Annotated in this window: 11 protein-coding genes; 3 read left to right on the plus strand and 8 right to left on the minus strand. The window is 40.8% G+C overall.

What is annotated here, in order from left to right; genetic code table 11:
- Positions 1-57: 57 nt before the first annotated feature.
- The 6 genes from hisS to GR929_RS14395 all read right to left on the minus strand — a co-directional run bounded on the left by hisS (position 58) and on the right by GR929_RS14395 (position 8,424).
- Complete coding sequence (hisS, locus tag GR929_RS14370; RefSeq protein ID WP_159520954.1) at positions 58-1,422, minus strand: histidine--tRNA ligase; 1,365 nt, start codon at positions 1,420-1,422, stop codon at positions 58-60.
- Between the two features lie 154 nt (positions 1,423-1,576).
- The gene (xylE, locus tag GR929_RS14375; protein ID WP_201301022.1) at positions 1,577-2,953 is read right to left on the minus strand and encodes a D-xylose transporter XylE; all 1,377 of its coding nucleotides are present in this window, start codon (positions 2,951-2,953) and stop codon (positions 1,577-1,579) included.
- Between the two features lie 173 nt (positions 2,954-3,126).
- Positions 3,127-4,452 (minus strand): xylose isomerase, encoded by a 1,326-nt coding sequence (gene xylA / locus GR929_RS14380; RefSeq protein WP_159520955.1) that lies wholly within the window; start codon positions 4,450-4,452, stop codon positions 3,127-3,129.
- 73 nt (positions 4,453-4,525) lie between these two features.
- On the minus strand, positions 4,526-6,013 hold the full coding sequence (locus GR929_RS14385; protein ID WP_159520956.1) for a xylulokinase: 1,488 nt from the start codon (positions 6,011-6,013) through the stop codon (positions 4,526-4,528).
- Positions 6,014-6,134: 121 nt separating this feature from the next.
- Positions 6,135-7,130 (minus strand): GntR family transcriptional regulator, encoded by a 996-nt coding sequence (locus GR929_RS14390; RefSeq protein ID WP_159520957.1) that lies wholly within the window; start codon positions 7,128-7,130, stop codon positions 6,135-6,137.
- A gap of 382 nt (positions 7,131-7,512) precedes the next feature.
- Positions 7,513-8,424 (minus strand): proline dehydrogenase family protein, encoded by a 912-nt coding sequence (locus tag GR929_RS14395; protein ID WP_159520958.1) that lies wholly within the window; start codon positions 8,422-8,424, stop codon positions 7,513-7,515.
- 322 nt (positions 8,425-8,746) lie between these two features.
- Here GR929_RS14395 and GR929_RS14400 point away from each other — a divergent pair, with 322 nt between their 5' ends.
- Complete coding sequence (locus GR929_RS14400) at positions 8,747-9,340, plus strand: OmpH family outer membrane protein (protein WP_159520960.1); 594 nt, start codon at positions 8,747-8,749, stop codon at positions 9,338-9,340.
- Positions 9,341-9,406: 66 nt separating this feature from the next.
- Positions 9,407-10,579: a glycosyltransferase family protein gene (locus tag GR929_RS14405; protein ID WP_159520962.1), complete on the plus strand. Its 1,173-nt coding sequence runs from the start codon at positions 9,407-9,409 to the stop codon at positions 10,577-10,579.
- Between the two features lie 180 nt (positions 10,580-10,759).
- Here the strand turns inward: GR929_RS14405 and GR929_RS14410 are convergent, their stop codons facing one another.
- Positions 10,760-10,978, minus strand: a complete 219-nt coding sequence (locus GR929_RS14410; RefSeq protein WP_159520964.1) for a Nif11-like leader peptide family natural product precursor — start codon at positions 10,976-10,978, stop codon at positions 10,760-10,762.
- Between the two features lie 284 nt (positions 10,979-11,262).
- A complete protein-coding gene (locus tag GR929_RS14415) occupies positions 11,263-11,631 on the minus strand; it encodes a winged helix-turn-helix transcriptional regulator (protein ID WP_159520966.1) in 369 nt (122 codons plus the stop codon).
- 150 nt (positions 11,632-11,781) lie between these two features.
- Between GR929_RS14415 and GR929_RS14420 the strand changes: the two genes are divergently transcribed.
- Positions 11,782-12,624, plus strand: coding sequence for an SDR family oxidoreductase (locus GR929_RS14420; RefSeq protein WP_159520968.1), 843 nt, complete (start codon positions 11,782-11,784; stop codon positions 12,622-12,624).
- Positions 12,625-12,634 lie beyond the last annotated feature (10 nt).

Below are 12,634 nucleotides of genomic sequence, written 5' to 3' on the forward strand. Positions count from 1 at the left end.
CTGATTTTCAATCTGGCTTCTTCCCTGGGGAAAATAAACTTCATTCGCGATTAAGTACTATACAGAAAGGATGCTTATCAGCTCATCAGGGGTAGCTAATTGTTGCTCACCCGTTTTCATATTTTTGAGTGTCACTTTTCCCTGCTTAATTTCTTCCTCGCCCACCAAAACAACAAAAGCAACTTCTTTCCGATTTGCCCAAGTCATTTGCTTTTTCATTTTAGCCGATTCAGGATAAATTTCGGCATTTACATGCTGAGCTCGAAGCTTGGCCAAAATAGGTAAGCAGTAAGCTTCTTCTTTTTCGCCAAAATTAACGAACATCACTTTGGTTGAAGCAACAGCATCTTCGGGGAAAAGCTCCAATTGAGTCATTACATCATAAATACGATCGGCACCAAACGAAATTCCAACTCCCGACACATCGGGCATTCCGAAAATTCCGGTCAGGTCGTCGTAACGTCCACCTCCACAAATACTCCCAATTTGCACATCTTTGGCTTTTACCTCGAAAATAGCACCGGTGTAATAATTCAATCCGCGCGCAAGAGTCAGATCAAGTTCAACTTCTGTATTTAATTCAAAACCCGAAAGATACCCAAACAAGGTTCGCATCTCCTCCACTCCTTTTTTCCCAACAGTTGTCGCTGCAATCACCGATTCAATTTGATCCAGCTTTTCCTCGTTGGTTCCGCTCAACTTTAAAATGGGTTGAAGTTTATCCACAGCGTCCTGTGACACGCCTTTCTCCAAAAGCTCGAGATTCACTTTCTCCAAGCCAATTTTATCCAACTTGTCAATAGCCACCGTGATATCAACAATGCGATCAGCTTCGCCAATGGTTTCGGCAATTCCGGCTAAAATCTTCCGGTTATTGATTTTCACCACCGTATTGATGTTCAACTTGGTAAAAACATCATTAATAATCTGCACCAACTCCAGTTCATTCAACAAGGAAGTGCTGCCAATCATATCAACATCGCATTGATAAAATTCACGGTAACGCCCCTTTTGAGGTCGATCAGCCCGCCACACCGGCTGAATTTGGTATCGTTTAAATGGGAAAGAAATATCATTGCGATGCTGCACAACAAAGCGGGCAAAAGGCACGGTCAGATCGTACCGCAATCCTTTTTCTGAAATTTGATTTGTTAGGCGAATGCTATTGCGTTCCTGCAATTCGTCATTGCTTACCTTCGAAATAAAATCGCCTGAATTCAGGATTTTAAACAAGAGCTTGTCCCCTTCTTCGCCATACTTCCCCATTAAAGTCGACAGGTTTTCCATAGCCGGAGTTTCGATCGGTTGAAAGCCGTAACGTTGGAAAATTTCTTTAACCGTATCGAAGATATAATTCCGGCGAGCCATTTCTACCGGAGAGAAGTCGCGTGTTCCTTTTGGAATTGAAGGTTTTTGAGCCATAATCTGTTTTTTATTTCGAATTGCAAAAGTAACTAAAAACAAGAAAAGCCGGAATTGATCCGACTTTTTTCAATGCATTTTCAATATTTATTAATTCCGGATCCAGTAATCCTGCAAAATCTTCATTTTTGTTACTCTTGTAAAGATTGGTTGACTACTTTTTCCAAATGTGTTCCATTTCTTCTAAGGTTTTTCCTTTTGTTTCGGGAACCATTTTCCAAACAAAAAAGAAAGAAAGTACGCTCATAACACCGTAAAATCCGTAAGTTACAGCACCACTGAATTCCATCATCGATGGATAAGTTGATGAAATGAAATAGTTGGCAGCCCATTGTGCAACAACAGCTACAGCAACTGCACGCCCGCGAATTTTATTCGGGAAAATCTCAGAAATCAAAACCCAGCAAATAGGCCCCCACGACATCATAAACGAAGCTGTATAAACAATAATGAACACTAAAGTACTGATCCCAATAATCTCAAAGAAAGCCAAGCCTGCAATAGCAAACATACCAATGGCCATCCCTATTGAACCAACCATCATTAGAGGTTTTCTTCCCCATTTGTCGACGGTAAGAATCGCGACAACTGTGAAAATTACGTTGATCAAACCCATCACGACTGTTTGCAACATAGAAGCATCTTTTCCGGCTCCCATGCTTTCAAAAATCCGGGGTGCGTAGTAAAGTGCCACATTAATACCAACAAACTGCTGAAAAACAGAGAGTAAAACTCCTATTACGATAACCACTTTCCCATACGAAAAGAGTTTCCCTGAGTGGTGCTCTACCGTACTTTTAATATCATTCAGAATTTCTTTGGCTCGGCTGGGACCATTAATTTTTTCAAGGATCCTTAATGCTTCATTATCTTTTTGTTTTAACACCAGGTACCTCGGTGTTTCAGGAACAAAGAAAAGCAAGATTCCAAACAGACCGGCAGGGATTGCCTCAGACAGAAACATACGTCTCCATCCGATTGTATTCACCCATTCTATTGTTTGACCATTTGAGATCCCCCAGTTCACGAAATAAACCACAAGCATTCCAAAGATGATTGTAAACTGGTTAAGCGAAACCAAACGTCCTCTAATTTCAGCAGGAGAAATCTCTCCAATATACATCGGAACAATTGCCGAAGCCATTCCAACCCCAATACCACCAACAATCCGGTAAAAGTTGAACATGTATAAAAGTGCCATGGTTGCTTTGCCCTTTTCAAAAAACAAAAACTCCGGATATCCGGAACCCAAAGCCGACAAAAAGAACAAAAAAGCAGCAATCATCAGGGATCTCTTTCGTCCTATTTTTGAAGCAAAAATTCCTGAAATTCCACCACCGATAATACACCCGATCAAAGCGCTGGAAATTGTTAATCCGTGAACCAGCGTGCTAAGTCCCTGGCTGTCTATCAAAAAAGCCTGCACCGACTTTTCGGCACCGGAAATTACAGCGGTGTCGTAACCAAACAATAAACCGCCAAGCGTTGCTACAAAAGTAATAGCAATGATAAAGAAATTGTTTTGTTTCATTCGTATTGTTTTATTTGGTGATACTATGCTTGTTGCCTGTCGGCTTCTTGCAATATTTATCAGTATTAGGTTAATGAACGATTGAAAATACACGAACCCGAATCAAAAACATAAGTCTCGATTCGGGTTTCAAATACAGTTTTTATCTGGATTACAAATCCATCAATTAACGATTAGATGTAGCTGTTAATGAGTTGTTCAAACATCTCTTGCTTACCGCTGATTTGTTTGGGTTCACCAACTTCTTTGGCAGCAGCGTACAAGTCCTCCATTGATAATTTTCCGGCTTCAAATTCGGCACCTTTTCCTGAGCTATAAGAAGCATAACGCTGTTTTCTAAGTTCCAGGTAATTTGAGTTTTTCAGAATATCATCAGCAATAACCAGTCCCCGGGCAAAAGTATCCATCCCTGAAACATGTGCAATAAAAATATCTTCCAAATCGGTTGAATTACGACGTGTTTTAGCATCGAAGTTAATTCCGCCATGAGTGAAACCTCCGGCGCTGATAATCTCCAGCATCGCTTCAGTTGTTTCGTAAATATTAGTTGGGAATTCGTCAGTATCCCATCCGTTTTGATAGTCCCCTTTGTTGGCGTCAATCGATCCCAGCATGCCGGCATCAGAAGCCATGCGCAATTCGTGGGCAAAAGAGTGCCCGGCCAAGGTAGCGTGATTTACTTCAATGTTAATTTTGAAATCGTCGGCCAATCCATTCTTTTCCAGAAAGCCCAGGATTGTTTGCGTGTCATAATCATACTGGTGCTTGGTGGGCTCCATCGGTTTTGGCTCAACCAGGAAAGTACCTTTAAATCCTTGCTTGCGGCCGTAGTCGCGTGCCGTACGCAAGAATTGCCCCATATGCTCCAGTTCTTTTTTCGTATTGGTATTCAGCAAACTCATGTAACCTTCTCGTCCTCCCCAAAATACATAACCGGTTCCACCCAAAGCGATAGTGGCGTCAATGGCATTTTTAACCTGTACCGATGCATTTGCCAATACATTGAAATCAGGATTGGTTGAAGCACCATTCATATAACGGGGGTTAGAAAACACGTTGGCTGTTCCCCAAAGTAATTTCACCCCGGTAGCTTCCTGACGGGCTTTGGCTTCGTCAACCATTTTTGCCAATCGTTGCTCAATTTCAAATACTGTTCCATCACCAACAACGTCAGTGTCGTGGAAACAATAGAACGGAGCACCTACTTTTGTAATAAATTCAAATGCGGCGTCCATGCGCTCTTTCGCAGCATCAAGTTTGTCTGACGCGCCATCCCACGGAAAAACATGTGTTCCGGGGCCAAAAGGATCGCCACCATCACCACAGAAGGTGTGCCAGTAGGCAACCGCAAAACGCAAATATTCCTTCATGGTTTTACCGCCAACAACACGGTTTTCGTCATACCATTTAAATGCCAGTGGATTTCTTGAACCCGGTCCTTCAAACTTGATTTTATCAATGCCTGAAAAGTACTCTTTGTTGCCTTTGAAAAATGTCATAGTCTTATTTATTAAATTCGTTATTAATTTATTTTATCGTATTCGGTGGATGTTTTTCCCAAACAATAAATTCTTATTTGATTGCTTTCCCGAGTTCTTTTTTCCAGCTTTCGTAAGCTGCCTGGTAGGCTGCTGCCCGCTGCGCATCTGGTTTTATTGTCTCTAATTTCGTTAAGTTGGAAAAAGCTTCTTTTGAGGATGAATAATAGCCTGAACCAATTCCGGCACCGCGGGCAGCACCAACTGATCCATCAGTATTGTATAATTCGATCGTGGCCCCGGTAATTCCAGCCAGCGTTTCCCTGAAGATTGGGCTAAGGAACATGTTGGCTTTCCCGGCGCGAATTACGTTGGCATTAATGCCGATGGTCTCCATCACTTCCATGCCATATTTAAAAGAGAAGACAATGCCTTCTTGCGCGGCACGAAACAAATGAGCCTGGCTATGAATATTAAAGTTGATTCCGGCCAAGGTCGCTCCCGGGTTTTTATTTTCTAGTACACGTTCAGCTCCATTTCCAAATGGCAAAATGCTCAATCCATCGGAACCAATTGCAACTTCAGCTGCCATCTCGTTCATTTTTTCGTACGAGATCCCGCTGTTTGCTACATTCTTGTTCAACCAGGAATTTAAAATACCGGTTCCGTTGATGCATAGCAACACTCCTAGTCGGTTCGATTCGGCAGAGTGATTCACGTGGGCAAAGGTATTTACCCGCGATTTTGGATCGTAGGCCACTTCTTCGCTAACACCGTAAACAACTCCCGATGTTCCTGCTGTTGTAGCAATCTCTCCCGGATTTAGTACGTTCAGCGATAAGGCGTTGTTGGGCTGATCTCCTGCACGGTAGCTTATTTTTGTTCCTTTTGCCAAACCAAGCTCTTTGGCTGCAAATTCGCTCACCTCACTCTGAACTGAGAATGTGGGAACGATCTCCGGAACGAACGAAGCGTCAAATCCGTAATAATCCATCACCAACTTCGAAACGTCATTTTGCTGGAAATCCCAAAGAATACCTTCGGACAAACCACCCATAGTAGTCTTAATTTCACCGCTCAATTTCATGGCAATGTAATCACCCGGAAGCATAATTTTGTGAATTCGGCTGTACTGTTCCGGCTCATTGTCTTTCACCCACTTTAGTTTTGAAGCGGTAAAGTTGCCTGGTGAATTTAGCAGACTAGTCAGGCATTTTTCCTCGCCTAGCTCTTTTAATGCCTGATCACCAATAGTGGCAGCACGGCTATCGCACCAAATGATTGATGGGCGAATCACCTGTTGGTTTTTATCAACCAACACTAAACCGTGCATCTGGTACGAAATACCAATTGAGTCGATATCTTTCGGGGCAACCTTTGACTCGGCAAGCACTTCCTGAAGGGCTAGTTTTAGATTTTCCCACCATTGCTCCGGCTCTTGTTCTGCCCAACCGGTTTGCCTGGCGGTAATTTTCATTTCTTGTTTTGGGTAGAATGATGAAGAAACACATGCTCCCGATTTGCCATCAACTAATGAGACTTTGACAGATGAACTGCCGATATCAAATCCAAGTAAATACATTCTTGTTCGCTTATTTGTTGGTATTTCCAAAGTTATCCGTTCTGTTCTGGTATGCTTTGCAAATTTAGATGCAGTTGAGTCTATTTCAAAACATTCGAAATGTGTTATAAAACACTATTCCTTATAACGAGCTGCGCACCATTAACCTGGTGGGGATTTGAAGATTTACTTGTTCTCCTGTTGAAACAAATTCGGCCGCCTTTCGTCCCATTAATTCAAAATCAGTAGAAATCACGGTTACGCCTTCTTTGACATATTTCTTCATTGGTGTTTCGTTGTATGAAATAACACCTGCTTCCGTTCCTGGTGTAAATTGCTTTTGGTCGCACTGATCAAGAAAACGCGCCAACATCCGATCGCTAACCATCAGATAAAGATCTCCCGGCTGAACATCCAATTCTTTGGATTTTTCCATCACGAGAAATGGCATCTTATAATCGCGACAGAACGATTCAAAATAGTTAAGCGATTCTTTCGGATGATAAGTGAATTCGGGATATGAATACACAAAACGCTTGTACTTTTTTATCCGTTTCACATGATGTTCGAAAGAGTCGTACAGCGTTTGTCCAAAATCCTGATAAATGCACGAGTTCAGCTTTGAAACATGCACATTCCAGTCGATGATCAGTAACTTATTAGCAGGAATTTTTTTGATGACATCCGGCACTCGCTCATGGTCAAAATTCATGACAATATACTTGGTATATTTTCCAATACTTTCTTTGATAATCGTTTCAAACACGTTGATATTGTAGTGATGAAAGTGAAGATCAACTGTAATGTTTTCGGGAAGATTTTCTAAAAACGAGCCGTATAAAACTTCTTTGTATGCCTTAAAGGTATCCAGAAAGAGAAACACTTTGGTGGTAGCCTTGGCTACAAAGTAACCTTTATGTGGCACTGATTCGATAATGCCTCTGTTTTTAAGCTCGGCATATGACTTAAAAACCGTGTCGCGCGATAAAGAACTCTCTTTACACAACTGATTGACCGATGGCAAAATGTCGCCGGCTTGTAGTAAGTTTTTACTAATGGCTTCCGTTACAGCGTCAATTAATTGTTGAAATTTCAGTTGGTTTGATGTCTGGTCAATCTGAAAATGAAACTTGCTCATAGTAGAAAAAGCTAAATGTGTTCTGTTCTGTTATGCAAACATACAAAACAAATCAGAAACATGCTTTTTCTTTTTGGAAAGTGGGTAATAATAGAAAGAAATTATCGTTTAAAAGAAAAGGATAAGTGGAGAGCTTTTAATTATACTTCTTAATTTGATCAATTCGGTATATTCTCCCTTATCCTTTTCAGTTTCTAAAATTAGCCCCTCCAATTGATCGTTTAAAGTATTCGGAATAGAAAGAGTTGCTCAAGATGTCCTTTCACGCGTCAAAAGCAACTCCATAGAGAATTGAGCATATGAAGTTAAGCATATACCCAGGAATTCCTAAAAATGGCAAGGGGCGATTTTGATTGAACCACCCCTTGTTTTCCATTCATAATTAACCCCTAAAAAAAAGTGCTTTTATGATGTGGCTGGCAATTTTCGGATTTTCCTTTAAGCGGCGGGTTGAATAGTTAAACCATTGTTTACCGAAAGGTACATAAACACGCATCCGATGACCAGCAGCAACAATTGAATTTCGCAACTCGGGTGTAACGCCGTAAAGCATCTGGAATTCATACATTGATTTGGGTACCTGATATTTCTCAATCAGTTTTATTGATTCGTCAACAAGGAATTTGTCATGCGTAGCAATTCCTGCAAACATCTTATTCTGAAACATAAACTCCAGGTCATCTAAAAAGTGAGTTCTTACTTCCTGATACTCTTTAAAAGCTACCTGTTCTGATTCCACATAAATTCCCTTACACAGGCGAAAATTCAGTGGGTGTCCGTTTAATGGGAAGTTACTAAAGTCAGTCAAATCATCGAGAGTTCGTCTTAAATAGGCCTGTACAACCAAGCCAACATGACCACTGAATTCTTTTTTCAGCTTTTTAAATAAGACTAGCTCTGCATCAACACACTGCGAATCCTCCATATCAATGCGGACAAAACTATCCTTTTCAGCCGCTTTACCGACAATCTCTCTCAAGTGACGGTAACAAACTTCCTGGTCGATCAGTAAACCAAACATGGTCGGTTTTAAGGAAAAATTACCTTGGATATTTTCACGCGTGAATCGTTCAATAATCTGTAAGTATTCATTTTTATTGTCTTCAGCTTGCTCCAGACTGCTTATAAATTCGCCAAGTAAATCAATAGTGACCTCAATCTTTTGTTCGTTGAGTTTGCGTGCTGCTTCGATGGCTTCCGTTATCGTTTCGCCGGCAATGTAGCGTTTACTAAAAATCCAGACCAGCTTTTCGGGCATGTAAGGAAGCATGCGTGAAATTACTTTATTAAACATGGGTTGACCTAGTTTTGAAATCGATTAGTTTGCTTTTTAAAAATACGCATTTGAAGTACTGGAGTTCAATGACCTTTATCAGCGAAAGAGCATGATTTTACGCATGGTTTTATTCGAAAAAATTAAAGGCACACCATCAAAAAAATATTCAATTAAAGCTTTATTCCTGATATTAAATTTTTATTTTTGGTCGAAATTATTTGAGATACTAACTATTTGAAACTTACAAGTTGACTCGGCCGATTACTGAAAAAGGGATTTTTCGAAGGCAACAGAGCATTTGTTTGTTTTTTTTGAAGAAATAAAAACTAATAATTAGCAAATGAAAAATACTTCATTGATCGTAAACCTGGTTTTAGCCGTTGCCTTAATTGGAATCTATGTGATTCATTTTAGTGGAAAAACTTCAAATGAAGGAGTGACTGGAAATTCAACAAGCCCATCATCTGGTTCTGATTTGAAGATTGCTTATGTAAAAGTTGATTCGTTGATTTTGAATTACGACTTGGCACAAAAACTTCACGAAGAGTTTACTAAAAATCAAGAAGCATACACCAAAGAATATGCTGAGAAGCGGTCTTCATTTGAAAAACGTGCAGCCGAATTTCAGGAAAAAGTTCAACGAGGTGGTTTTTTAACCCAGGATCGTGCCGTTCAGGAACGTGACCGACTAATGAGTGAAGAACAGGAAATTTTGACTCTTGATCAGGAATTATCGGCCAAATTGCAGGAAATGCAAGCAGCAAACAACCAACAACTGATTGATAGTTTGATGAGTTACCTGGAGAAATTCAATGCTGACAAAAAATACAGTTATATTTTTAATGCCGGTGAAATTCTGATTGGCGATGAGGCACATAACATTACTAAAGAAGTGTTGACTGCCATGAATGCTATTTATAATGAGAAGAATTAATTTCGCTTAACGATACCTATGAAATCCGGGCTTTGTCCGGATTTTTTTTATCCCTAACTTTCGTGTATGAGTTTTGCCAGCCGATACCTTCAACGCAATATAAATTACCCGGCTTTTATTATAGATCGGCCTTCTTCGCAGCTTGGAATGGTTGTCGTAATTCCATGCTATGACGAACCGGCAGTTGTGGAAACAATAGAATCGCTGGCAGCCTGCGAAAGACCACTGCAAAATGTTGAGGTGTTGGTTGTGGTTAACCAATCAGAGAAAAGCCCGGAAAACGTAGAAGTGCAAAATAAACGAACGATCCTGGAACTGAAGCAGTGGAAGACTGAAAACCCGACGGCACTTTTCGATCTCCATGTGTTGGTGCCGGAGCCATTTCGAAAGAAGCATGCCGGAGCTGGTCTGGCAAGAAAAACCGGAATGGATGAAGCTATTCGCCGTTTTGCAAGCCTTGAGAAACCGGATGGACTGATCATCTCTTTGGACGCAGATACTTTGGTGCAGCCGAACTATTTTGTTGAAATTGAAAATCACTTCGCAAGCACAAAAAACGAAATTGGCACAACCATAAAATTCAAGCATCGGGTGGATGAGTTGGTCGATCCGCTGCATATTGAAGGAATGCAGTTGTACGAAGATTACCTGCACTATTATAAAAAAGCCATGGCTTTATCCGGCTTTCCACATGCTATTTACACGGTTGGTTCGGCCTTTGCCGTTTGCGCTGATGCCTATGTAAAACAGGGCGGAATGAACAGAAGACAAGCTGGCGAAGATTTTTATTTTTTGCACAAACTCACCGCAATGGTACCGATTTCAGAATTAAACACAACCTGCGTTTATCCGTCCGCGCGGCTGTCGAACCGGGTGCCTTTTGGTACCGGCCCCAGTATCCAGAAATGGCTGGATGGAGACAAGAGCCTTAGCAAAACTTATGCCTTTCAAGCCTTTCTTGATCTGAAGCAGCTATTTGATTTGGTCCCTGAATTGTACGAGTCTGAACTGGAATCATTCAAGCTTCCGGCATCTGTTCAGCAGTTTTTGACAGAGGATCACTTTTCAGACGACTTAGCTGAAATTCGCCGAAACAGCGGCTCCTTACAAACATTCCAAAAGCGTTTCTTTCAATATTTCAACGCCTTTAAAATCTTGAAATATCTGAATGCTGTTCATCCAACATTTTATGATTTTCAGAAGTTAAAAGATGCTTATACTGAATTGAAAGGATATTAAGTTACAATTGGTTCGTATTCCACTCCAACGGAGCCAGCTGTCCTCACCTCCTGTCGTCTGATAAAAAAGTGCCACGCATCCGACAACGATCAGATGCATGGCACTATTTGTAAAATTGAAGGTTGGTTTTAGTTGTTCTGTTGATTAAGCAACTTCAAAAAAGTAAATTATGCAATCCGCTTATACCCAAATTCCCTTTTTAGGTGGATTGCCGTATGAATCAAACGAATCACCGTTTTCGCGCAGAGCTGCCTTTAAGTCATCTACTGTAAATTCGAAGCCATCTTCTTTAGCCAGTTCTACAAATTTTTCCATTGTAAACGCATTGTCGTACTTAATACGAAATTGCCTATCCTCGGCGCCTTTGTCCAATAAATCAAAAACTATTTCCTTTGACATGTTTTCTAAAGTTTATATTAATAAAGACGCAAATATAACGACATTTAAGATGTGACATTTATACTCCAAACGAAATAAACATACGACAATCAGATAATTTAACAAACAACAATCAAACAAATAGATTATTAATACGAGATATTTAATCTTTTTTACAAAATCAAACACAGCTCATTCAATAGAAAATCAGAGCAATATTATTTCAATTCTCTATTTGAATATTCCCTCAAAATAATTGATCTCGCTGGCTTGGTTTTATGACGAGATAAAACGTTTTTACCCAATTAGGAGGCAAACTGCTTTCTCGATTCCCTGATGTTGTTCATATTCTCAACGGCCCACGTTACGAGCCCATGCAAATGCGGCAACAGACTTTTTCCTCGTTCGGTCAATTTATATTCAACCTTTGGCGGTATTTGCGGGTAAACGGTACGTTCAACCAGCCCGTCAGCCTCAAGTGCTTTCAGCGTTACGGTTAACATTTTTTGCGAAATGGTTTCAATGGCTTTCTGGATTTCCATAAAGCGCATCACTTCGCCTTCTTCCAGTAGCAGTAAAACCAGCAATGACCACTTGTCTCCAATTCGATCAACAACATTCCGAACAGGGCATTGCTCTGCATTACTATATTTTGTCAATTCTTTCTTGTCCATAATCAATTGATAATTAGCTTATCTAACTTTCGAGTAACTATCTGAGGTATTTGTACGTTCTTGTTTATAACATACTAACTAAATATCTTTGAGTCACCAAAAGTAACTAAAGAACTATTGTAAAGCAAACAGAAATTAAAATTAGATTGTATGAAAATAGGAATTACAGGAGCAACAGGCCAGTTAGGCCAAATTGTGGTTGAGAAACTAAAAAGTAAAGTGAATAGTGATGAAATTGTAGCGTTGGTGCGCACGCCTGAAAAAGCCGAAAACCTTGGTGTTGAAGCCCGAGCATTCGATTACTCGAAGCCGGATACGCTGGTCGATCCTTTGGGGGGAATTGAGCAGTTGTTACTGATTTCAAGTAGTGAAATTGGTAAACGCGCCGAGCAGCATTCCAACGTAATTGAAGCAGCAAAGGCAGCAGGAGTGAAATGGATTGTTTACACCAGTTTGCTGCACGCTGATACGTCGTCGTTGAATTTGGCAGATGAACACCTGGCAACCGAGGACGCACTGAAGGCTTCCGGCATAGCCTATACTATTTTGCGTAATGGATGGTATTCGGAGAATTATACCGGGTCGATTGCGGGAGCGTTGGCAGGTGGTGCATTTGTAGGCAGTGCCGGTGATGGTAAAATATCGTCGGCAACTCGTGCTGATTTCGCCGAGGCAGCTGCTGTGGTTTTAACCGAGAAAGGACACGAAGGCAACGTATATGAGCTGGCCGGTGATGAAGCGTATACTTTAACTGACCTGGCGGCTGAAATTTCACGCCAAACCGGAAAAGATATTCCTTACAAAAATCTACCGGAAGCAGAATATGCTGAAGTGCTAAAAAGTTTTGGCTTGCCCGAATTTTTCGCAACTGCAATTGCCAGCTGGGATACAGGTGCCTCAAAAGGCGATTTATTTGATGATGGCAAACAGCTTTCTAATTTGATTGGTCGGCCAACGACTTCGTTAGCCGATGCCGTTGCTCAGGCATTATAAAGGCAGCAAA

It is taken from the genome of Sunxiuqinia indica (assembly GCF_009847015.1).
Lineage (GTDB): Bacteria > Bacteroidota > Bacteroidia > Bacteroidales > Prolixibacteraceae > Sunxiuqinia > Sunxiuqinia indica.